General features: G+C 44.3%; 20 protein-coding genes. 11 read left to right on the top strand and 9 right to left on the bottom strand.

Annotated features, from left to right (window positions below; all coding sequences use genetic code 11):
* Window positions 1–4: 4 nt before the first annotated feature.
* The 3 genes from ACJJI8_RS17705 to ACJJI8_RS17695 all read right to left on the bottom strand — a co-directional run bounded on the left by ACJJI8_RS17705 (window position 5) and on the right by ACJJI8_RS17695 (window position 6,972).
* Window positions 5–4,891, bottom strand: coding sequence for an RHS repeat domain-containing protein (locus ACJJI8_RS17705; RefSeq protein WP_444933195.1), 4,887 nt, complete (start codon window positions 4,889–4,891; stop codon window positions 5–7).
* 105 nt (window positions 4,892–4,996) lie between these two features.
* A complete protein-coding gene (locus ACJJI8_RS17700; RefSeq protein WP_444933194.1) occupies window positions 4,997–5,536 on the bottom strand; it encodes a hypothetical protein in 540 nt (179 codons plus the stop codon).
* A gap of 1,124 nt (window positions 5,537–6,660) precedes the next feature.
* Window positions 6,661–6,972, bottom strand: a complete 312-nt coding sequence (locus ACJJI8_RS17695; protein WP_444933193.1) for a hypothetical protein — start codon at window positions 6,970–6,972, stop codon at window positions 6,661–6,663.
* Window positions 6,973–7,943: 971 nt separating this feature from the next.
* On the opposite strand from ACJJI8_RS17695, the gene ACJJI8_RS17690 reads away from it, so the two are divergent.
* A complete protein-coding gene (locus tag ACJJI8_RS17690) occupies window positions 7,944–8,978 on the top strand; it encodes an IS481 family transposase (protein ID WP_444932638.1) in 1,035 nt (344 codons plus the stop codon).
* A gap of 85 nt (window positions 8,979–9,063) precedes the next feature.
* Here the strand turns inward: ACJJI8_RS17690 and ACJJI8_RS17685 are convergent, their stop codons facing one another.
* Complete coding sequence (locus ACJJI8_RS17685) at window positions 9,064–9,462, bottom strand: NAD(P)H-binding protein (protein WP_444933192.1); 399 nt, start codon at window positions 9,460–9,462, stop codon at window positions 9,064–9,066.
* A gap of 28 nt (window positions 9,463–9,490) precedes the next feature.
* Entirely contained in the window at window positions 9,491–10,861 is a 1,371-nt protein-coding gene (locus ACJJI8_RS17680; protein ID WP_444933191.1) for an NAD-dependent succinate-semialdehyde dehydrogenase, read from the bottom strand.
* 529 nt (window positions 10,862–11,390) lie between these two features.
* On the opposite strand from ACJJI8_RS17680, the gene ACJJI8_RS17675 reads away from it, so the two are divergent.
* From ACJJI8_RS17675 to ACJJI8_RS17665, 3 genes are all read left to right on the top strand, one after another.
* Window positions 11,391–12,704, top strand: coding sequence for an acetyl-CoA hydrolase/transferase family protein (locus tag ACJJI8_RS17675; RefSeq protein ID WP_444933190.1), 1,314 nt, complete (start codon window positions 11,391–11,393; stop codon window positions 12,702–12,704).
* 8 nt (window positions 12,705–12,712) lie between these two features.
* A complete protein-coding gene (locus ACJJI8_RS17670; protein ID WP_444933189.1) occupies window positions 12,713–13,561 on the top strand; it encodes an HpcH/HpaI aldolase/citrate lyase family protein in 849 nt (282 codons plus the stop codon).
* 81 nt (window positions 13,562–13,642) lie between these two features.
* Window positions 13,643–14,164, top strand: coding sequence for a MaoC/PaaZ C-terminal domain-containing protein (locus ACJJI8_RS17665; RefSeq protein ID WP_444913061.1), 522 nt, complete (start codon window positions 13,643–13,645; stop codon window positions 14,162–14,164).
* 139 nt (window positions 14,165–14,303) lie between these two features.
* Here ACJJI8_RS17665 and ACJJI8_RS17660 read toward each other — a convergent pair whose 3' ends face one another.
* From ACJJI8_RS17660 to ACJJI8_RS17650, 3 genes are read right to left on the bottom strand one after another with little or no spacing between them, the layout of a single operon-like run.
* Window positions 14,304–14,597, bottom strand: coding sequence for a putative quinol monooxygenase (locus ACJJI8_RS17660; RefSeq protein ID WP_444933188.1), 294 nt, complete (start codon window positions 14,595–14,597; stop codon window positions 14,304–14,306).
* A gap of 32 nt (window positions 14,598–14,629) precedes the next feature.
* The gene (locus ACJJI8_RS17655) at window positions 14,630–15,082 is read right to left on the bottom strand and encodes a DMT family transporter (protein ID WP_444933187.1); all 453 of its coding nucleotides are present in this window, start codon (window positions 15,080–15,082) and stop codon (window positions 14,630–14,632) included.
* 58 nt (window positions 15,083–15,140) lie between these two features.
* Window positions 15,141–15,815: a type 1 glutamine amidotransferase domain-containing protein gene (locus tag ACJJI8_RS17650; protein WP_444933186.1), complete on the bottom strand. Its 675-nt coding sequence runs from the start codon at window positions 15,813–15,815 to the stop codon at window positions 15,141–15,143.
* Window positions 15,816–15,937: 122 nt separating this feature from the next.
* On the opposite strand from ACJJI8_RS17650, the gene ACJJI8_RS17645 reads away from it, so the two are divergent.
* From ACJJI8_RS17645 to ACJJI8_RS17615, 7 genes are all read left to right on the top strand, one after another.
* Window positions 15,938–16,819, top strand: coding sequence for a LysR family transcriptional regulator (locus ACJJI8_RS17645; RefSeq protein WP_444933185.1), 882 nt, complete (start codon window positions 15,938–15,940; stop codon window positions 16,817–16,819).
* 105 nt (window positions 16,820–16,924) lie between these two features.
* Window positions 16,925–17,728: a CLCA_X family protein gene (locus tag ACJJI8_RS17640; protein WP_444933184.1), complete on the top strand. Its 804-nt coding sequence runs from the start codon at window positions 16,925–16,927 to the stop codon at window positions 17,726–17,728.
* Complete coding sequence (locus ACJJI8_RS17635; RefSeq protein ID WP_444927801.1) at window positions 17,712–18,134, top strand: hypothetical protein; 423 nt, start codon at window positions 17,712–17,714, stop codon at window positions 18,132–18,134. Before ACJJI8_RS17640 ends, ACJJI8_RS17635 begins: the two co-directional genes overlap by 17 nt.
* A 91-nt stretch (window positions 18,135–18,225) precedes the next feature.
* Window positions 18,226–18,924, top strand: coding sequence for a response regulator transcription factor (locus tag ACJJI8_RS17630; protein ID WP_444933183.1), 699 nt, complete (start codon window positions 18,226–18,228; stop codon window positions 18,922–18,924).
* Entirely contained in the window at window positions 18,921–20,279 is a 1,359-nt protein-coding gene (locus ACJJI8_RS17625) for a sensor histidine kinase (RefSeq protein WP_444933182.1), read from the top strand. Before ACJJI8_RS17630 ends, ACJJI8_RS17625 begins: the two co-directional genes overlap by 4 nt.
* Before the next feature lie 118 nt (window positions 20,280–20,397).
* Window positions 20,398–22,431 (top strand): TonB-dependent receptor, encoded by a 2,034-nt coding sequence (locus ACJJI8_RS17620; RefSeq protein ID WP_444933181.1) that lies wholly within the window; start codon window positions 20,398–20,400, stop codon window positions 22,429–22,431.
* A 58-nt stretch (window positions 22,432–22,489) separates the two neighbouring features.
* Window positions 22,490–23,047: a PepSY-associated transmembrane domain-containing protein gene (locus tag ACJJI8_RS17615; protein WP_444933180.1), complete on the top strand. Its 558-nt coding sequence runs from the start codon at window positions 22,490–22,492 to the stop codon at window positions 23,045–23,047.
* Window positions 23,048–23,191: 144 nt separating this feature from the next.
* Here ACJJI8_RS17615 and ACJJI8_RS17610 read toward each other — a convergent pair whose 3' ends face one another.
* Window positions 23,192–23,833 carry a CatA-like O-acetyltransferase gene (locus ACJJI8_RS17610; RefSeq protein ID WP_444933179.1) on the bottom strand — a complete coding sequence of 214 codons (642 nt, stop codon included), beginning with the start codon at window positions 23,831–23,833 and terminating at the stop codon, window positions 23,192–23,194.
* Window positions 23,834–23,909 lie beyond the last annotated feature (76 nt).

The following is a 23,909-nucleotide window of genomic DNA, read 5'->3' as shown; positions in this document are numbered from 1 at the left end:
TCTTTTACGAGCAACTAGATTTAGAAGATGGGCAATGATTACTATTACTAATATTTGATGAGCCTCTATTTGCACCGCCTTTTACAGCAGGGTCTGTTGCAGGCAAACTAGATGCTCCTGAGGCAGGGTCGCTAGGATCTCTAGCCCCAGCATCCTTTAACCACGTATCAAGGCTATTCGAGACACTACTAGAATCGTTCATGTAGTCGTCACCAAATGCCGCACCCGCTGCGTTACTAGAAATATCTTCAGGGGAAAAACCGCTTCGGTAATCATCTCCCCACTCGGTAGCCCACTGAGCCATTTCGTTGCCAAAGCCTAAAGTCTCTGTTGCTATGCTTCCAATAGACGAAGCCATTTCAGCAGCCTTACCAAAATGTCGCAAGTCGACCCACCCATGTTTATCAGTAAATATATAACGATTTACGTTACCTCCATGGTTTTTCGACAATGCCTTCATGACAGCAGCACCTTTCAAACCTGCTATTTCATACCCTATTATTTCAGATTTTAGATTGGCTATCGTGGTAACACCCGCTCTATTAGGTGCCATCCCATCCGGATCAGTATATTTATAGGGGTTACTGTTTGCATAAGCGTAACGATTAAATCCATGAATATTTCCTTGTTGAATAAACGTTAAAGCATTTACCGGATCATTCGAATAAAACCTACCTAGATTGGGGTCATAATATCGAGCTTGCATATAAGACAAATCGAGATCGGCATCAAATTTGTGAGCTGTGTAGCCGACATCATCCACTTCACCTTCAATACTTTTTCCATAAGGCCGGTAATGTTGCTTACCAGAATTATCGGCAATAGCACCATCTTTTGCGACGAGTCTGTCTCCAAGATAAATGTAATTGATACCACCTGCAGGCGTGTATCGGTGAAGTAGTACACCACTCCTATTGTAAATACTATAACCTGTGCCTTCACTATCTACCGTTCTAACACGTCGATTGTAAGCATCGTAAAGATAACTATTAGAATCAGATGTAGTCATTTGACCGGCTAGATTATATGTGAAGTTTCGGTGACTATTGTTGACGATATTACCGCGTGAATCATATTGAAAGCTGCTGTAACTCTTAGAAGCTGAGCCACTGCCAATGACTGAACTCAGGCGATTCAGGCTAGTATTATAAGTATAATCTAGAGTACTGTTTTTACTTTGATAATAGGTGATATTTCCTAGGCCATCATAGCGTATAGTACTATTGCCGATGCCACTATTCCCATAAGTCTTTGTCAGTCGGTCAAGCCCGTCATAGTTTAAGTCAGTTAGACTATAAGCAGTATCGATATTATCTAACAAACGAGTAACATTAAGGTTGTTGTCATAGAAGTAACTATAATCAAGCGCTTTAATATTGCCACTAGAGTCTTCAATATTACTTGGAATTTGAGCGCTATTAAGTGTGGTTTTATGGCTAAGGCCATTGCTAAAATCAAAGCTATTGATCGATCCATTCGCATAATACACTGCATCGTCTACATAGGTAAATGCACTGTAGCCGTTTGCTGCTTGCCGAACTGCGTGAGTTGCTTGCCCAAAGCCATTGGGTGAGAAACTCACTTGACTGGCATCAGGATAAGTTATTGAAGAAAGGTGAGCTAAGGAATCATAGGTGTAATCAATATTAAAACTTACATCGCCTTCTATATCTATAACTTCATCTTCAGGAAAATTGAGGTTATTGTAGCTATAAATATGGCCTACCGCTCCAGCAGCAATTAACGTTACATTTCCATTATTATCGCGTTGGTAAAGCATGTCTGGTGAGTTATCAGAGTAATCAACTGAATGAAGTTTTCCTAAATTATCATAACCATAAAGAGTTGCATCACTAGGTTGACTACTTAAACAGTTACTGTGATTTGAGTCGATATTCTGAGCCGTCCAGAGATTCTCGCCAAGTGCGTTTTTGCTATATGCTGTACTTCCAATATCTTTTCTAGTAACCAGGCACAGCTGTTTATAGGTGTCATAATAATGATTCTCGGTTTGGCTTATTATAGTGTTTGAGGTTTTACCCGGTCCAGACTGAGTAATAGATTTTACCAAGTCAAAGATATCAATATTGATATCAGTTACGACACTTTCCGGAGATTCAATTTTTATTGCTCTCTCATAGGACGGCTCTCCATAAGCAGAGAAGGTCGTTGTTGTGGTATTATTTTCCGCATCTGTTATTTCAACAATATTTCCAGATGGGTAAACATATGTAATGGTTCCCAGGCCTGTATTAGATGTGGATTTAAGGCGACCTAAGGCGTCGAAAGTATTTGTCGTGCCTCCAGTTTCGACGCTGCCATAACTGTCAAACGAAGAAAATAATACGTGATTATTAAAATCGTAAGTGTAGCTTTTATAAATAGTATTTTCACTTGCCTTAGTCTGACGTCTATTTTCCGCTTCTGTATTTGTCAAACGCATCAAGCCATCATAATCCTGCTGTGTTACTAATGCGGTGGTTCCATTAATGCATCCGTTCTGCGAAGCATTCAATTTACAACGTGTTACAGTTCTCGTATTGGTATCATCATCCCACTGATATAGCGTGTCCGCCCAGCTGTAATTGTAATCGGTATCATCGTCTAAATCCTTAGCTAATAGGCGCCCTATTTCGTCATATTTATATTGTGTGGTAACGCCATTAAAATCTGTAATGCTAGTAAATAAACCATTATCGTTAACCGTTCTCGATAATGTCATTTCACCTGTCGCCTCTCGGCGAGGTAGGGTAATTGTTTGTGGGATGCCGCGTTTATAATTGCTGTATTCTATAAAACGATTGCCAGTACCAAAAGCTAGCGGCGCGTTAAACTCAACACGGTTTGAATTTCCCTGGGCATCATAAGATTTATAGGTTTTGACGAGTTGTCCAAATTTGTACTGCTTGCTTGGCAGCTTTTGGCTGGTATAGCGATTAGCATAGCTAAAGGTGCTATAGATTAGCTTATCTGTCTCGGTGTAAGAATTTCCATTACTACTTACAGAGCTGCTTACGAATTGATCCAGTACCCAGTTGTTATAGTCATTTAAATAGCTATATTTAGTATGTTTTTCTCGAACGGTCGAGCCTGATTGATTTTTATGTTGCTCATAACGAATTAGTGGTGTGCCAAAAAAGCTAAAATCTTCAAACTCTGTTAAATATTCATCACCTTCGATAGTTCTTCTGGATTTTAAGCGGTATCCGTTTTCATCGGGATTTTGTTGCAACCACCATCTAGAACCAGAAGCCGGGATTAACTGATAGTCAAGCTGCACCTCGCGAAGCAGTTTTGATGAGCCGTTATTTGGCGCAGAATAATTTTGAAGGGCAATAACTGAACCAAAATTGTTAGATAACCTATCACGGTTGGTATAATAGTTTACATAGCTAAGATCAGGCATTGTTACCGTTGTTCGACCGCTGAGATATCGATCAACATTATCAGGGACATCTCCCTGTAATTTTTCCGCTTCTGTTATCGTTGGCACATAATTAAACATCTCCTGAAACTCGCCTTTATGGTTTGAGTACTGATAGGACCATGTGTAGCTTTTATTTGTATCGTAATTAATCTCTTTCTTATCTAGTGCCATCGACATATGGCATCGGTCAAGCTCGTCATCAATAAATGGGCGCCGCTTATAGTTTGCTAACGATATGATTGTTGGTTTGAAGGAAAATAATCCGATCAGATTTCCAGGGGCTTCAATCTCGACGTTAATATATTTATCTTCGGTTATTGCATTACAACCTCTATATCGCCCAGATATACCCGTTAGCCAAAAATATAGATAGGGATTCTCCGGTCCTGCTGTACGATAGGTCCACTCTTGCCCATTCGGCAAAAGCACTTTAAATGCTGAATTAGAGATTGAACTATTACTAGAGTAATAATATTGCCACTGCCTATTGTTAGCGGAAACAGTCTTTCGTCCGTTTACAAGATTGACGTCAATTTTCTGACCATCGTTCTGTGTGATACTGCTTAACTGGTTTACCTGAAAGTAATTTCGATCTGCATCAAAATCTTTGCGGTAGCGGATGTCATAATCGTATATTGCGTTATTACCAAATCGATCTTCTATCTTGCTGATGTAGAGCATATGGTACATTTTTCTTGAGTAAATACCGTTTCCCGCATCTAGAAAGTCAGGATGCTGAATATATGGCCTAAGCTCATCATTCATTTTAATCAAGGCCGGCCTTTGGCTATAAATGTCGAAATAGTATTTTGTGCCTTTAGGGGAAGTCGCTAAAAAACCATTGATATTTGAGTTGGGGGAGTCGTAGCACTCTACACGCCAGCCACTATTAGTGATAAAAGGAGAGTCGGTAGGGCTCTTGGGGTTGTCATTAATTAAAAGACGCTCTCGCAGCAATCCCGGAATATGTAAGGTAGGAGGCGTGGCAAACGGGAGGTTACTATCTTCATTAAGATCGTATGCTAATTCGTATGGATTGCGGAAGCTTGTTGAACAAAAATTCCCATTAGTTACAGCATCGGGTTTAGCATCTGCTGATAAGCCTACCACCCATTCTGCAACACTGGACTCTATTCTGGGTATATCTTCGGCCCAGCCGTACGCGGCTCCATAGCTAACACCAAAGGAGATATTGTAAGCGACTGATAAATCTCCTAAAGGCTGGAGTTTTACATCACTTCTTGTAAAAGTGACAGCTCCCGATTGTAAATCTAGTTGCTCGTTAAAAACCTCAGAAGTCAAGGGCTCAACATTATCACCCACAGGGAAAAGCACCGTCGCCAGCTCATCTTCGGTCATGGCGTAAGTATTTAGGCTAATAATAACCCCTGACAAAAACAAAGAACAGTAAATATATAGTGTCAGTGGTACAGTATTACTGATCAGTTTTCCAGATTTCTTCATTCAAAGTATTCCCATTAAATTCATAATATTCTCGATAGTAACCCCAATTACTGTGAGGCCATCTGTAAAACATTAGGCTCAAATAAAAGTTATTCTATAGAGTATTTAACGACTCAAAACCTGACCATTAACATCAGTTTCTGCTGCGGGAGAGCCCAACAAGTCGGTATGAATAAATATTACGCGCCGTTCTGGTTTAGAGGCAGTGAAAACCGATGATGTACCGTCATTAAGCAGAATGACTGTTCCATCCGCCCCCCCCAAGGAGACCTGTATATCTAAATGGCCATCAGTGTTTGTATCAACATATTGAATTCGATTCCCGCTCAATAGCGATGGGGCGACGGCATTAAAGATAGAAATTGAAATAGACTCGACGACCCAGTTTCCATTCACTTTTTCTAGTTTAAGTACCTGCCCATCCTTATAGGCAGGTATAATCACCATAATCTCCACCCCAATTGGCACCCATATGGAATCTGTTTTCAAATAATATGTGCTACCGTCTGCGTATAGCTGATAGGATTGATCGAGGCTGTAAGAAAAGCTAGGTGCTGCATGGAGTAAAAAAACTAAGTTTATAAGGCTGAAATACTTCAACCTTAAAAATGAGCCAAAAACTTTATTCTTAAAAACAGTTAACATACAGAGTCATTCCTTGAATAATACAAAAAAACGCGCAATTAGAACACACTCCAAAGATGCACAGCAACCAAAACGTCTGGATTAGGAATAGGAGTACTTGTCAAACCTGTCTTGCCCCCTTAGTTAAGAATTATATTTGTAGCCTTTCATTAGGTTCGGACAATAATAAGGACACGAAAATTAAAGACGAAGAGATCTATTCCACTTTTGGTATCCATTTAGATATACGCACTGATAAGAAAATTATGGAAGCTCTGGTTAGCTTGCTGCTGTGAAGTTTTCAGTGTGGCCGCTGACTTAAAAGTAGGCCCAATCCACTAGCTACCGATTCTAGATACCCAATATCTGGCCCATGTAGACCTCGACCTGATCCATGCGAATATCGCGAAGATGCTTCAAGAGTCTGATTACACTTCAGTTCAACAGCGTATTCTTGTGGCAGCCTAAGTTGAGCAACCCAAAAATCTACTTCCATTTGTCGGCGCTGAGCGTTTGAATATACTGAGAGGGCTACCCTTTCAGCTAGATCAGTATTTGGCGCTAGTAGATTGGGCTAGCCGACATTTTGCCCCCAAAAAGCGCGGTGCCACTTCTCAAAACACGCTCCCTGTCCTTGAACGGCTGGGCACCTCAACCAAACATGGGCTCTATTAAAATTGGAACTTTGAAAGCCGCTTTAAAAGCCTGATGGGATCAGCAGGGGCTGTGCGACAGGCATGTATTCAGCTCAATAAACGCTGGGTACATGGCATAGGTAATTGCCAAGGTTTCCATTCGGCAACACCCTACTAATTCCCTCCCAAGCTTCGATGCTATTCCTTCCGGTTTAACTAAAGTTACGCAATTAAACCTAAAGCTTAATTTTCAGCATTTCACATCGTCCGAACTAGACCAGGAGAAATGGCCTTTAAAGTGAAAGGCCTGTACTATTTCCGACGTCATCTTTTAATCTGTGGGTATCCTAGTTTTGCTTCATCGAGGCTCACAATGCTGAAGCTGTAAAACCATTTAAATGGACAAAGCCCTCCGGTCAAACCATCGCTTTTGTAGAGCGTGCAAAACAATCGCTATAGAATTAACCGGATGGACCACTAGAAACTACCAGCTTCTCGAATTCGTATATTCTACTTCAAATATACACCAATTATTTTCCCAAAATCTCCATCATTAACACAACCATCAAATCGAATCATAACTTCTTTCTCAGCCATTTGAGCCGAAAGTAACATAGAAAAAACGGCATCATATTTTTCATGGCTTGTATACAAGACAAATCTATCTGTATTACAGTAGCCTGACTGGTGATCCACGTAAGCATGACCGCTTTCACTAAAAATATGAAGAAATGATGGGACTGCATCACCTGTGTAAGCTGGTTCCGCTACTGCTGAGACTGCCAAAAAACAGGAAAAAATTATTGATATTGCATATTTCATTATTACTCCTCCAAATACTATTTAGATTGCTGGGGTGGTAGAAAAACTCGCGCACCTTTTCACATTGTAATCTTACATTAAAACAGCACATATTAAGTAGTGAAAACTAACTTAGATTCACGCAGGATACTCATTTGTGCCTAATATTTAACCAGTCATCTAGGGGGGAGGCTGAACTTCAACTTTCTACAGCTAGAAGACCCGCTAAGCTGTCCGCATTTTGTGCAAAATGGGAGCATTGCGGCAGCACCCCTTTTTTTAAGTAGACGTTATCTTATATTCATCTTATGTGGTCATTCTTTCATATTCGTCTGGACTTTTGTTAATCTAAGGAGTCTCTGAATAACTCCGTAATATCTCTGCTGGTCTTGCAGAGCGATTCACACTCCGCGCTACGACTTCTTGAAAGGTATAGATTCCTGCAAAGCAGCGCCTTGATTGTGAACCGCTCTGCAAGCCAGAGGTAACACGTAGTTATTCAGAGGCTCCTTAAGTGAGCAAAAGCCATAGAAATGATCAGAACAGCTTATGTAATACTTTCACTATGAATGCACTGAAAAATATTGTTAATTCATCTATGCGGGACCAAAGGTGGCTCATAATGAGTATTGTGCGGTAATGATTGAGGCACACCATATTTATAAAACTATTGGCCTTAAAATCCATTTAATATCAATGATTCTGACTTCACATGAGTTTAGAATTTGAAACCTCGATTGCGATTAAAGACCTCATAACCCTTAACTAGAGCATCTTAAATTTTACTCAAAGGGTGTTTCTGGTGATAGAGACACGGAGCGTTGGCGGGGGTCGGTAGCGAAGAGAATACTGGTGACTTACTCAAGTGAGCACCTGAACATATATAAAGTGTATTAGTTCAGACCAAATCTGACACATCCTCTTGAAAAAGAGGGGTTTACCGGTTTTGATGAAGGTGCCTAAACCTAAAAGCAAAACCAAGGATAAACCCCATGATCCATACTAATGATCGCATCATCAAACACAAGACCGGATTGCTAAATCTGGCAGAAGAACTCGGAAATATCTCCAAAGCATGTAAGATGCTGGGTGTATCGAGAGACACTTTCTATCGGTACAAGGAAGCCGTTTCAAGTGGTGGCGTGGACGCCCTTCTTGAGAAGAACCGGCGTGTACCCAACCACAAGAACCGTGTTGACACAGTCATTGAAGAGGCAGTGTTAACTTATGCCCTCCAAGAGCCTGCCCATGGGCAGGTTCGAGTTTCCAATGAACTGCGTAAACGCGGTGTATTTGTGTCCCCTAGTGGCGTTCGGAGTATCTGGTTACGGCATGACCTAGCTAACTTCAAATTGCGATTAAAGGCACTTGAGGCCAAGGTCGCTGAGGAGGGACTGATCCTCACGGAGTCACAGGTTCAGGCTTTGGAGAGAAAACGGCATGATGATGAAGCCTGTGGTGAAATTGATACTCAACACCCTGGTTATCTGGGCTCGCAGGATACCTTCTATGTAGGAACCTTTAAGGGCGTCGGACGTGTCTACCAACAAACCTATATCGATACCTATGCGAAGGTGGCTCATTGCAAGCTGTACACCACCAAAACGCCAATCACTGCGGCAGACCTCCTGAATGACCGTGTACTACCGTTTTATGCCTTACATGATCTACCGGTGCTGCGTATCCTAACTGATCGCGGTACAGAGTATTGTGGCAAATTGGAACAGCACGACTACCAGTTATATCTAAGTGTGAACGAAATAGAACACACCAAGACAAAAGCCAGACATCCACAAACTAACGGGATCTGTGAGCGCTTCCATAAAACTATTCTACAAGAGTTCTACCAACCTTCATTACGCCGCAAGATCTATGGATCAATAGAAGAGTTACAAAAGGATCTGGACGAGTGGCTCACATATTACAATAATGAGAGAACCCATCAGGGTAAGAAGTGTTGCGGTCGAACACCGTTAGCCACTCTTGAAGATGGAAAAAGCATCTGGAAGGAAAAGCTCGTAAACTGAATTTGACCTGACAGAGCACCTCCTGAAAAACCGGTAACTGTCAGATCAAGTCTGAACTACTACATATAAAGTTACTCTTTCCGATTTACTCACCCGCAATCTGTTTGGCTTTGAGGTAGAGTTGAAGCTCTTTAGGCCCTTGCTCCTTTCGCCCGGCAAAAATGGAACTCAATAGAATAAAGCGCGATATACCCGCGCTTTTCGTTGCATCACAAAGATGGATAGCACCATCCCGATCCACAGACTCCAATGCTTTACCCTTGGAGCCCGCAACAAAAATGACTGCATCTTGCCCCTTTACCACATTGTTTAGGGACTCCTTCTTTGTCAGATCTCCAAGAATGGGGCGCGCACCTGTACTACGCAAATTATCTTGCTGGGATTCCGTGCGGACCATAGCGGTTACCTCGTGCCCCTTACCGACAAGTTTACCCACAAGGATTTGACCGATTGCACCGTTAGCACCCGCCACAAGTACTTTCATTGCTCTGCCCATGTCTATATTGCGCTACTTAGAAGTACCGTATCAGCTTTTGATTGACAAACTCTTTAATACCTAGTTCTCCCAGCTCCCGGCCATAGCCGGATTTCTTCACTCCTCCCATAGGCATACTGGCGTAGCTTGAAGCGGCATGGTTCACGAAGGCAGTACCACATTCCAATTGTTCCGCGACACGGCGCCCCCTTTCATGGTCCTGGGTATAGACAGAACCACCCAGACCAAAGGGGCTATCATTGGCCAGCTTAACCGCTGCCTCCTCATCGGGAACCACCCAAACACAAGCGATGGGGCCGAACAACTCCTCTACTGCTGCCGGGGAACCAGCGGGTATTTCAGTTAATATACCCGGCTCGATAAATGCGCCATTGCGCTTACCTCCCACTAGCAGTTGGGCGCCAGCCTTAACGGACTTGCTGACTTGATCCTCCAGTTGCTCAGCAGCCTTCTCGGTACATAACGGACCGTAATCTGTGCTTTCTACAAGAGGATCACCGGGTTTCAGCGCTTGGAACAGCTTGGTAGCGCGGTCTAGGAATTCTTCAGCAATGGGCTCCGTTAGAATGATTCTCTTCGCAGCCAAACATATCTGCCCGCAATTGCCCAGCTTTCCCTCCGCAAATCGCTGTATCGTTAAATCCATATCCGCATCTTCGAGCACGATAAATGGATCAACACCACCCAGCTCCATAACAGTTTTCTTTACATTGCGGCCGGCTTGCTCTGCAACCATTGCCCCGGCGGCATTGCTGCCAGTAAAAGAGATTCCTTTGACCCTATCGTCATCAATAATGGAGGCTGCTCCACCGGATGTAATCGGTAGATTGGTATAGACTCCTTCCGGTACCCCTGCATCAAACAACAGCTGTGCGAAGGCTTCGGCACACTGGGGAACATTAGAGGCATGTTTAGTAAGTACAACATTGCCGGCGATCAAGTTGGCGGCGGTAAAGCGAGCCGGTTGGTAGAAGGGAAAGTTCCATGGTTGGATGCCGTAGACCACTCCTAAGGGCTGGAAGACTAAAGTGCCCTCCCCTTCGCGGGTGGAAAGCTGCTGTGGAGCTAAGATTTTTTCGCCCTCTTCGGCGTAGTAGTCAAAAATTTCAGCACAAAGTGCCAATTCACCTTGACCATCACTGAGCTTCTTACCCATCTCTAACGCCATTAGGCGGGCAAGTTCTTCGGATCGCTCCTCAAATAGATTACTTGCACGCTTTAGTATCGCTGCTCGATCACTAAAACTTCGGTTTCTCCAGCTTACAAAGGCTTTGTCTGCGAGACCGATCGCCTTGTCGAGATCCTCTTGTGACATTTCGTGATAAGTCTTCAGAGTTTTACCGTTCAAGGGGTTGACGGAAATCAGTGGACGTTTTGATTTTGTCATAAATAGACTTCCAACGGTTGCTTTGGGAACCGCTAAAGAACTATTTGGAATAGTACCAGTGCGGCATCTACGAGTGTTTGCAAAAGTGTAGTTGCTGAGGTTTGGCATACCACTGCTTGATGAATCAGCTAAAGTCATATCATTCTTTCTTAAAGACAGCTGATAAGCAGTAATCTTTGGTGAACAGCACTATAAAGCTAATGGAAAACCATTAAGAGATTTAGGTGCTTTTACGAATACCACCTTGGCATAAAGATCAACTGCGGAGCTTTTAGAGCATACCGACTGCATAAAATCGAATCTGCTCAAACAAGCTGCATGATATTCATCGTTAAGTCACTAGCCCTTTTGAAACAAGTTTTGATTTGCAAACTATAATCGCAGGGCTTAGTAGCTCTTACTTCCTTATGAGTGCTTAATTGCAGCTCTATGAAGTTTTTTGCTTATTAACGCCTTTGTAATAGGACCATAAGAGCGACAGCAGCCGCTTCAAGGATCACAGTGTGGCCAAATAATCGGTTAATCTGCTATGGATAACAACGCCCTGTATAAAAAGAAACAGCTAACACCTGAAGAAGCAGTTAATTTAATCCCAGACGATAGCGTTATTTCTATCGGTATGCGCACCGCTAGCCCACCAGCCCTACTTTCAGCACTAGAGAAGCATATTCGAAATGGATTTATTACACATTTAAAAGTCTATTATATGCGTTGTGGAAAGGTCGCAACGGAAACCATCTTTCAAGAAGATCTAATGGACCGGGTTAGGCCTTACTCTTCAATGCTAACTAAAGACGAAGTTAAATTAGCAAATGCTGGATTTTCAAAAGGGGAAAAATATATTAACTATGTCCCTATATCTTTTAGTCGATATCCTCAAATAATCAGAGAGCAAGTTAAAATAGATGCTTTCCTGGTAACTGTGGCGCCGATGGATAAGCATGGTTATTTCAACTTTGGCACTAATGGTGATTATGCTATTGAGTTGTCGCGCCACGCAAATCGATTAATTGTGGAAGTGAATGAAAATATGCCACGTACAGCGGGGGCCACCTTGTTGCACATTAGTGAAGTGGATGCCATTGTTGAAAACAATATGGAATTAGCGGAGGAATCTCCAAAAGAGATTACCGATTTAGATAGAAAAATTGGTGACTACATTGTTCTGTTAATACCTGATGGCGCAACTATCCAAATGGGTATTGGCGCTATTCCGAATGCAGTGTGTGAACAACTAACTAAAAAGAAAGATTTGGGCATTCATACCGAGGTAATAACACCGGGTATGATTAAGCTTATTAAGTCTGGAGCAGTAACTAATGCCCGAAAGACAATTAACCCTCATGTGAGCGTATTCACTTTTGCAGCTGGAGACAAAGAACTATTTGACTTTATAGATGGCAATCCATCTATGTTCTGTCTGCCCGTGTCATATGTGAATGAACCCCAAATAATAGCCCAGATCGATAATATGATCTCAGTCAACTCATTTATTGAGATTGATTTCAGTGGACAGGTCAATGCGGAATTCATTGGACATCAATTCTCCGGTGTTGGTGGGCAACTGGATTTCGTGAGGGGAGTTTACTACTCAAAAAATGGGAAGACTATTCTGGCCAGTAGCTCAACGGCACAGCGTGGTAATACCTCCAGGATAGTTCCACGTTTGAATTCTATAACCACAGACTCTCGGTTAGATATCGATTACGTGGTAACCGAGTACGGAGCTTGCAGACTTATGGGAAAATCAACCACAGAGCGGACCCTCGCCTTGATTGAAATCGCACACCCTAAATTCCGTAAGAGCTTATTGGAGCAGGCCAAAGAGCAGAACTTTATTTGAGCGATAAAATGAACAACTTAAAGCTTTTCCCCGCATTGTTATTCACCCCTGGAAACCAACCGGAACGATTTGCTAAGGCGTCTGAAGTTGGGGCGAATGGAATAATCATTGATCTCGAAGATAGCGTACCAGTGGAGGACAAAGATAGTGCCAGGGATATCGCGATCGATTTTTATTCAAGGCCAAGCTCGAATGGTGTTATAAGTGCAATTCGGATAAATAGTTTGTCAACGATCAATGGAATAAAAGATATGGCTGAAATTATTGATAAAAAGCCATTTATAGATGTGGTGCTTTATCCGAAAACAGAATCTCAACATGATATCAACCTTATCAGTGAGCTCTTGAGCGAAGCCTATAAGGATATTTCGATTATAGCCTTAATTGAAACCGCTCAGGGAGCATCCAATTTATATGATATCGTTAACTGTAGCTCTGAAAAGTTGCAAGGTTTGATGTTTGGGGCCGCTGATTATGCAGCCGATCTGAATTGTGAATGCACCCCACAAGCACTGATATGGGCGCGCATGAAATTGGTCGAAGCTGCCGCACTCAAACAGATAGCTTGCTATGACTCCCCTTGTTTTAACTTTAAGGATGAAGGTGGACTAGTTAATGAACTCAATGAGGCTCAATCGCTTGGCTTTAGTGGCAAGGCAGCTATTCACCCTAAACAAGTAAAAACTATCAAGATATCTTTTAGACCCACACTAGATCAGTATAAGGAAGCAAAGGAAATCGTTCGTATCTACAATGAATCCTCAGGTAAAGCCTGCCAATATGAAGGCCGAATGATAGATATCCCGATCTACTCTAAGGCCCAGCAAATAATCTCAAACTTTAATAATCTTAGCTAAAGGATACTCCAGCAAAAATCCACAAGTGCTGTGGGCATAACCAGGCGAACTTACAGCCACTCAATCAAGGAGGCAATATTGATGGAATTTAACCCCTATAAACAGATTGACAACAATCGATATCGCGAAGATTTTGGCTTCTACTTCGAGGACTTTGTAGAAGGTATCATTATCGAGCACCGTCCAGGTAGGACATTGACGCGAACAGACAATACCTGGATGACCCTGTTAACTATGAATACGGCGCAACTCCATTTTGATGCCCATTACGCAGAGAGCACTGAATGGAACCTTCCATTAGTAGATAGTACTCTGACATTGGCTATTGTCACGGGTATGACAGTAAATACTATTAGCAAGAAAGTTGTTGCCAATCTTGAGTGGGACAAAGTTAAACTGCTTAAACCTGTTTTTGAAGGTGACACGGTTTATGCAGAAAGTGAGGTCATTTCTAAGCGTGAATCCAAGTCTAGGCCAACACAGGGTATTGTTAGCGTAGAAACCCGTGGTATTAATCAGCGAGGAGATACTTTTATGAGCTTTCAGCGAACAGTTCTGGTTTATAAGAAAGGCCACGCTCCTAATTATGAGATCAAAAAGTAGACTAGTGGATAGGTTATCTCATAGGTGTATATGCGCTTCTTTAAGCCGATGTCCGATTAGACTCACTTCAATGAAAAAGAAGATATGGATATTATAAAAGTGAGAATACAAAAAGTCGCAACATAAAATAACGGCTGTGCTAGGGAACCTCTGAATATTTTTCGATTCTTGCCTCCGCAGCAAGAAGTGGATTCAGCTTTGCAATGATGGTTTTTAAGTGGTCTGTATTCCAATGCTGCATTTCAGCTTCAGAAGACTCCCAAACTTCTAGTGTAGTGAAAACATTGTCTTCATCCAGTGAGGGTAAAATTTTATATGATAAACAGCCAGACTCTTGTTCTGACTTACATGCCAGCTCGATCAACAGTGCTGATGCCTGAGAAGTATATTGTGGGCGGACTGTGACTTTTGCCATAACGATTAAATTTGCCATATGCTCTCAGTACATAACCATTTTTTCTGAAATTAAGAAGTGCGTTTCACTACCAACAGTACGCCAACAACCATCATGGCAAGACCGATAAGGCGCTTGGTATCCAAGCTGGTTTGCTGCGCACCCAGTAACCCAAAATGGTCGATAACGCTGATGGCGAGCAGCTGCCCCAGAAGAACGAAAGATACTGCATTACCCACACCATACCTTGGCGACACCCAAGTCACACTCAATATATAGAAAGCCACCAGAATCCCACCCAAGTAAAAGTACCAGGCAATATCTTTGCTAAAAACAGCACTGGGTAACCCCTCCGTTTTCAAGAGATAGGCTGCGGAGATTACAAGTCCAACGAGAAATAGCAGTGTAGTTGCCAGGGCTGAACTACCAAGCTTGATACCCAGTCCGTTATTTAGTGTTGCCATTACCGGTATGCCGATGCCTGCAATAAGCATTAGAGATGGGTAGATAATCGCATTTTGCACTTGGGATACCTCTACTCAGAATCGCAGCCGACCCAGGAGGGTCGGCTGCGAAGGTCACTTAGTTAGCCAGTTGCTTGACAATGGCAACGCCAACACCGTGGGCACTCGCTGGGTTCTGGCCACTAATCACCCGCCCATCTTCAATAACAAATTCCTGCCATGGCTGTACTTTGCTATAAAGTGCAGCTCCCCTTGCCAGAGATTCTTCCAGCAAAAACGGAATATCATTAATAGTGCCGAAGTCGATCTCCTCCTCACGGGTGAAACCAGTTACGGATTTGCTGGCCAGAAGCTTCTCACCATTACTGAGAGTGATAGGCAGGAAACCGGCAGGGCCATGGCATACTGCTGCTAAGATACCGCCCTCTTCGTAGTGCTTGGCACTCAACTTTGCGAAATCTTCATTAGTTACCAAGTCAGAAAGCAGACCAAATCCGCCCGGATAAAAGACCGCATCATAGTCAGAAATATTCAATTGACTCACAGGAATGGTGTTATTGATACGATTTTGGAATTCAGAATCATTTAGTACTTTTTGATTGACATCGTCACCCTCGATATCGGTGCCATAGATTGGTGCTTTACCCCCTTCAATGGAGGCGATGTCATAGTCGACTCCACTCTCCATAAATACATGAATCGCGTGAGTCAACTCAGGTGAGTAGGTGCCATTTGCCTGGTCAGTTTCACCAAGGGTGGCGTGGTTTGTCACTGGAATAAGTACTTTCTTCATGTTTCTTTCCTCTGTTGGTCAGTATTCATTGGGGAGGGATTGTAGATTGTCCCTCTTTTGCTGATAATACGTGAAATCTGTTAAATACCTTTGCAGAGTGGCAATAATCGAGATTGAGAAACATGGAAAATTTTGACGGTATAGTCGAGTTTGTAGCGGTGGCAGAAAGCCAAGGTTTCTCAGCGGCTGCCAAGCAACTCGGCTGCAGTACTAGCCATGTGAGTAGGCAGGTCTCCCGCCTGGAGGAGCGCTTGGGCTCATCTCTTTTGGCCCGCTCAACACGTCAGGTAAGTCTGACCCAGGCCGGGACCGCCTATTACCAGCGGTGTAAAGAATTAGTGATTTGCCTGCAACAGGCGAATGAGCAGGTTAGCCAGCAACAGTTTCAGCTCAATGGAACACTAAGAGTTAGCGGTGCTGGTATCTTTGCTGAGCAATATGTTGCCCCTGCCCTGATGGAGTTTGGCTTGAAACACCCGGGGTTGAAAATCGACATGGACTTCAATAGCAGGATGGTCAATTTCGTCGAGGATGGGATTGATTTTGCCATACGCTATGGTCGCCTTGAGGATTCCGGCTTAGTTGCTCGTAAACTGGCCGACCGCCAAATGATGGCCGTCGCAAGCCCGAGTTACCTGAAAGAAAATGGTATTCCCAATCACCCCGATCAACTAAAAACGCAGAGTTGCTTGGTAGCTAACAATGATGAATGGGTTTTTGACCTGAATGGGGAGCCTGTAAGCGTAAAGGTTAGTGGGCGCTGGAGAACGAATAATGCCCATGCGATCGTTAAAGCTTGCGAACAAGGCCTGGGTATAGCTTATATGCCCAAAAGCAGTTTCAGTGGTTCAATTCAACAGGGCTTACTGGAGCCCATCTTGGAATCTTTTTGTGGGCGCGGCGCCAGTAGCTGGATCGTGTATCAGAATCGTCGCTTTTTGCCGATGCGAGCGCGAATGGCGATTGACTATTTGGTTGATTACTTTTCTGACTGGGTGGAATAGAAAGCAGTTGGATTCGTTGACAGGAATAGAAGCACTCCCCGTTTCTTGCAAGCCTTCAATCCAGAGGATTAATATCCACCCTCCTCCAATCGACTGGCATTGATTATGGTCCTGACCAGGGCATTTTATCGCAGTGGTCACACTGCAACCCAGCAACGACAACCCGTTTCGTTTGTGGATGTCAGGAAGCGATTCGGCTTTCGCTCGATTGCTGTTGGCCGATGGGTCACTCGCGAGGAGCGCGATCGGGCCGCAGGACTTTTTTATGATGCACTTGTTGATCTAATGACCATTCTTCAAGGACCGGAAGCGTTGGTATCCCTCCGAGGTACATTGTCTTTTCAATATGGAATCGGCGGGCGCCCGGGGATGGCTGCCTTTTATGACCCTACTGCCCGGAGCTTTTCTCTTGCCAAGAATGCGGGGCCTGGCTCCATTGCCCATGAATGGTTTCATGCATTTGATCATTACTTGGCGCAAAAAGCGTTCAGTGATACGCCCAGTACCATGTATGCCTCAGAGGCCTGGTTGCGGAATGCAACTCCAGTACCCCACCCGCTCAATGACTTACTTTTTGCGTGCTTTAAAACTGTGATGCTGGATGAGAGTGGTAATAACCCCAGTGACATGGTGACTGCTTCCGTCAGTGCCGATAAAGCTAATGGTTCTGTCTATTACAGTGAGCCTGTAGAGCTGAGTGCTCGGGCTTTCGAAGCATTTATTCAGGATGCCAGTATCAACAATAATTTTTTGGTTGCTGGCTCAAAGGCTAGTCAAGAGGCAAAGTTGGGACTGTATCCACAGGGGCAGCAACGCAAAAGAATTAACCAGGCTTTCACAGCCTATTTTTCCTATTTAGGACGAAGCCTTAGGGCTTCCACAGGTGGAGACATTGACGTCAACTCTTAGAAATACCTTTCTTCTGGGCACGGGCCTTCTCGCTGGTGTAGTCGCTTGGGGATGGGCTGAACTTTCAAAAAGCTATGAATTGATTGCAATAGCCAGCGATCCCGTGCTGTCAGCGGAGCGTGGATTCATTGATGCGGAAGATGATTTTATTCATAAACGGGCTAAGTTCGTGGATGTTTATTCTCCAGGGGTTGGTCATGTAGCGCCCGGGATACTAGAAGAAGACTTGCAAGGTAAGTATGCTGAGTTCAGACCTCAGGAAACTTTTTTCTTATGTGGAACCGGCTTCCATATTGAAGATTACGCTTTGGATAGCGAGCAGCACGAACACAATAAATTTTATGCTCAAGCATACAATGCCAAGTTATTGGAGCTCATCAGCAGTTCAGCCCAGCGCTATGATTGAACAAATACTCATCTCTTCAACTAACTATATTTAGGCTTTGCTCATTGTGGTAATTTGCTCCACAACCAGTTTGCATACAGCCAATGTCTTCATGAGCCAAAAACCTTCCACACAATCCAACATCCTTATCGTTGAAGACGATCGCGGTCTCAACGACCAACTTTGCGAAATGATCCAAAGCGCAGGATACCAGGTCAACGCTTGCTTTGATGGCAATACCGCATTGCTGGAAGCTGCCAGGCAACAACCTCAATTAGTTTTGCTCGATTTGATGCTGCCGGAAATGGACGGTATTTCTCTACTCAAAATTTTACGCAAAACCAGTCAGGTTCCGGTCATCATCCTAACTGCCAAGGGCGCTGAAGAGGAGAGAATCGCCGGTTTTCGTCACGGAGCGGATGATTATGTGGCGAAGCCATTTAACAAGACCGAACTGTTACTGAGAGTTGAGGCGCTATTGCGCCGCAGTCAACCAGCGATGATGGAGACCGTCCACCATACAGAAATCGACAACCTGCAACTCGATTTGAATGCTCAGCAAGCATTCACCGGCGATCTTGCAATTGATTTTACCGCTACCCAGTTTAAATTGTTGTGGGAGTTAGCGGTTCACCGGGGAGAGGTATTGAGCAAAGCCTATCTCTCACAGCAAGTTCTCAACCGTACTCTGGGTGCCTATGACCGCAGTTTGGACATGCACTTGAGTCGAATCAGGCGCAAGCTGACTGGAGCAGGATGGCGTGGAGACCGATTACAAACAGTGCATGGCAGAGGGTACTGTTTGAAATGAACCGCAAACTTTTTTGGAAACTATGCCTTCTGATTACTGCGGGCATTGTCTCTCTCTTTTACCTGATCAACTCCCTGACTATTCGCACCGAGGAGCAGATGAGTATGCTGGAGGCATCTCATCGAGAGGAATTGAAAGAGTGGGGAAAGGAGGCGGAAGCGCGGTTTCTCTCCGGCAACGAGGGGGAATTGGAACAGTGGTTAAAAGAATTACAGGAGAAGGAAAACACCTGGGCCACAGTTACCCAGTATGAGTTAATCCATGTAGCTGGTGCGACGGGAAATGAACATCGTTACATCGGCTATAACCTCGGCCGGGATGTGGATTGGAAGGTCCACCTGTATTTTGAAGAAAACCCGGTGATGGAAATTCCTTTTGCAACCGAGCAAACCAGCCTCTTAGTACTTCTTCCCGATAGGATGCGCCCTGGCAGCTACTGGAAAACAACGCGACTCTTGCTGCAAATACTCCTACCAATGGGAATCTTAGCTTTAGTTTCCGTGATGCTCTATCGCCATATTATGCACCCGCTGCGCAAACTAGAGCAGGCAACACGTGAGTTTAGTCGGGGAAACTTTGATGTTCGAGTGCACCGCCAATTGGGAAATCGTGACGATGAGATTTCTGAATTAGCCAAAACTTTTGATCAAATGGCAACTCGAATAGGCGAGCAAATCGTCAACCAGCGCCAGCTAATCGCGGATCTATCTCACGAACTGAGAACTCCACTCACCCGACTGGATATTGCGATAGAGGGAGCTGGTGCAAGTCACGCTGATGATAAAAATATCCAGAGGATTCAGCGGGAGTCTACTCATATCAGGCGTTTGGTAGACGATACACTCACCCTAGCCTGGCTGGATAACGAACAGCCTTCTATAGGTATCGAAGACTTGGATCTGGTCGACCTTATCGATGTGATTGTCGAGGATGCCCGTTTCGAATTTCCCGATCGCACTATCTGCACTCATTTGCCAGACTCGGCTGAAATAAGACAGTCTAATCACAAGGCAGTGGGACAAGCCTTGGAAAATATCTTGCGTAACGCCATGCGCTATACCCCGAAGGGACAAGCCGTTCATGTCCTTCTGGAGGGAAATACGAAAAATAGATTTGTTATTGATATTGAAGACTCTGGCCCCGGAGTTCCCGAAGCACTACTGGACAGTATCTTTAAGCCTTTCTTCCGAGCAGATCAGTCTCGCACATCAAAATCGAAAAATTTTGGGCTGGGCCTGGCGTTGGCGCGACGCCAGCTACATAGCGTGGGCGGAACCATAGAAGCCTCCAACCGCTCTGTAGGAGGATTGTGTATGAGAGTCACTCTCCCCACTCAATCTTTGGAGCCTGCATAAGGTAACTCTCCAACACACTGATGCAACTAAATGTAACAAATGCAACACTGCTGTACTTCACAGTTGCCAATAGGAATAATTCGCATTAGCAAATAGGTAACTCTGTGAAGGACAGCCAATGGCCCGCAATATTTCCCACAATAAATACGCGTTACTCCCCTTGATGGTATCCAGTGCCCTGGCCTCTGGCATCAGCCAGGCACAAGAAGTACAAAAGCAAGAAGATAACGCTGAAGCCGCGATGGAAACTGTAGTAGTTGTCGGCGTGGCGACTGATACTGAGATTACGCCTGAAGAACTCGATAAGCAGCAGGCAAATGATCTTAGTGATGTCTTCCGTCAGATTCCGTCCGTATCTGTTGGTGGATCGGTGGGTATTGCGCAAAAAGTTTATATCCGTGGCATGGAAGACACGCTCCTTAACATTACCGTTGATGGCGCTCCACAGACCGGTACTCTCTTCCATCATATTGGCCGAGTCTCCATAGAACCTGAGTTGCTGCAGAAAGTTGAAGTGCAATCTGGAGCCGGCGAAGCTACCAGTGGTGCTGGCGCCATTGGCGGTGCTATCCGCTTTGAGACCAAAGACGCGGATGACCTACTCGATGAGGATGAGCAGTTTGGCGCAATAGTGAAAGGCTCCTTCTTTAGTAATGATGGCGAGAAAGCCAGTGCTTCAGTTTATGGAAAGATCACTGACAACTGGGGGCTGCTTGGGTCATTTGTGACGGTTGATCGCGACAATATGGAAGATGGCGACGGTGATACCATCAATGGCTCAGCTTCCGAACAGGATTTCGCCTTTATAAAATTGAGTGGCGACTTGTCTGAAAATCAAAAGCTGAGCTTCAGCTTCGAACAGCGTGATGAATCTGGAGAGCTCGGACAGCGTCCCAACTGGCCTGCCACTCAGGAGCAAACTCTCTACCCAATGGACGCTGAACGCCAGACATTTGTCGTCAATCATCAGTTTTCCCCCTCTGCGCTGATTAATCTGGAAACAACGGTTTATCACACCAAATCAGAGATGGTGCAGAGTATATTCGATCGATGGGGCAAGTACGGCGCCTCGGTGGAATCCGTCGGCTTTGATTTGCGCAATACCAGCAGTATCGGCCAGCATACCATCACTTACGGCGTAGAGGCACGAGAGGATGAAGTGGAGAGCCGTTACCTCGAAGAGCTTGATACTTGGGATTACTATCCAGATACACGCACCTTCCGTGAGGAAGGCCAGGTTCTTGGGGCTTATATTCAGGATCATTGGCAGGCAACAGACGCACTGTTACTGAGTTTTGGCCTGCGCTACGATGAATACCAGCTGGAGCAGATTAACTACGACGAAAAGACTGATAGCCAGGGTTTCAGCCCCAATATTGGTATGAGTTATTCTTTGACCGATGCGATCACCATCACCCTAGGCCACGCAACAGCGATGCGCGGTAAGGAAGTTGGAGATGGGTTTACGCTGGAATCGGCAGAACTTGCCCCTGATCTGGATACAGAAACCGTCGACAATACTGAGCTGGGATTGGAATACAGCCAGGATGGACTTGAGTTAAAAGCCGCTGTCTACCGCAGTACGATCGATGACGTTATTCTCGATCAGCTCGGAGGTGGTACTTACTACGAAAATGTCGGTGAGTTGGAAACCGACGGCTTTGAACTCAGTGCTTCTTACGCATGGGATAATTTAACGCTGAGCGCGGCTTTTAGCCATAATGATTCAGAGCTTAATGGGAATACTGTAGAGGCCTATGAACACAATGGCTTGGCGAATGCCCGTGGCGACACCTATAACCTGAACGCTAACTATGCAATTACGCCTAAGTTAGAACTGGGCTGGAACTACACTCGTGTTGATGACCTGAGTAATATTGAGGTTTTACACCGCGCAGTGGAACTTGGCTGGATCGATAGCACTCAAACCGTAGATAAGTCTGGTTACGATGTGCATGACCTTTACTTGCACTGGGAACCTTTGGCAGACGATCGACTGAATGTGAATTTAGCTGTTCAAAACGTATTTAACGAGCAGTACCGTGATCACTCCAGCGTAGCCGATTATAGAAATATTTCTGGCTGGGGTATCGTATCCGGAATTTATGAAGCAGGCCGGGACATCCGTCTATCCGTAGACTACCGCTTCTAATTTTTTACTTGATTTACTATCAGGGCGCAATGCACTTGCATTGCGCCCTTTGTTGCCTATGAAATCCAGATACCGTTTACTGTGGATCAAGCTCCACACCTATTTTTCCTGCTTTTTTCTACCCATTGCCATTTTGTATATCGCCACGGGCGTGCTCTACCTATTTGATATAGAGGGGGGCGTCGACGAACAATTTGAGTACACAGTTTCTCTACCCAAGGGCTTACCCAGCAATGAGCAAGAGACTCTGGATACCATCTCTCCGATTGTTCAGCCCACAGAAGTATCATTGCCGGCAGATTTCTATTTGGAGGATGAGTGGATTGGCTGGTATGGCTACAAACGCCAAGTCTATTTGGAGCCAAGCCAGGATAAGCAATCAGCGATACTTCATGTAAAAGAACATGATCTATGGCATCAATTTCTGCTGATTCATAAAGGTCATGCCGGTCCCCTCTTCTGGTTCTCATCCATTATGCTTGGTGCGAGCCTGCTATTTAGCTTGATTAGTGGATTAGTGGTTGCTTTTGCGGTGCCAAAATTCAGGAAGACTTCTATACAATTTACTTCTCTCGGGCTTATTGCACTGGTAGTTGCCTTTTTTATTGGGGGCTGAAACTTCACCGTTTGAAGGAATTTTAGCTAGGTAGCCTCTGAGTAACTATGTAGTATCTCTATAGCTTTTAAAGGTCCGCGACAAGCAACTTTAAGAGCGGGTTCACGGAATTACTCAGAGCCTCCTAGATCCAGTTTAAAAATTTTAAGCTAGTTGACGAATCTTATCCTCCAACTGCTGTTTAAATTGATAAAGATGGATGCCATCCAGAAAGCAATGATTAACTTCAATATACATCGAGGTGACAAGGCGGCCCTCCTGGCGATGGTATTTACCCCAGAAAATAAACGGTATTCCTGGATCACAATCTTCTTTCTGTACAGGCTTTACCTGTAGACCAGAGAAGTCACCCCAGGGGTAGCAGCTGATATTCAAGATATCATGGCGGCTGATGAAATTTTCTACGGGGAGGTACTCAGATTGTGCCTGTGAAAGTTTCCTTGCCTTGTGGACGAACTTTGTCAGATTTGTTTCCATTCTTGCCATAACGAGCTTGAATAACTCATTATCCCCTAAATCAGAAAATAAAGGGTGCAGCATGTCATGCTCAATGGGCTGGCCATTGACGATACGATGCCTGAAACCCGCTATTTCATTTCCCACCTGAGTGACAAGAAAAATAAGGCTGTAATAAAAAGGAAGTGTATTCTTTTTACAGAAAGATACCAGATTTGTCACATCGACCGGCTGGGTTAAGCCTATCCGAGTTGACCCTGCACTGCTCATAAAAAAATCAAAGTGGGCCTTTCTATTCCAGCGTTCGATATCTATAGGAGTCATGGACATATGAATATCGAGCCTTCAATGGATATTCATAGTTTAGGGTAGATTATAAGCAGTACTTGTGTTGCTAGTAGATTTT

It is taken from the genome of Microbulbifer maximicatervae (SeqCode) (genome assembly GCF_052467695.1).
The sequence above is the reverse complement of the archived record's forward strand: the minus strand, read 5'-3'. Positions and strand labels throughout refer to the sequence as shown.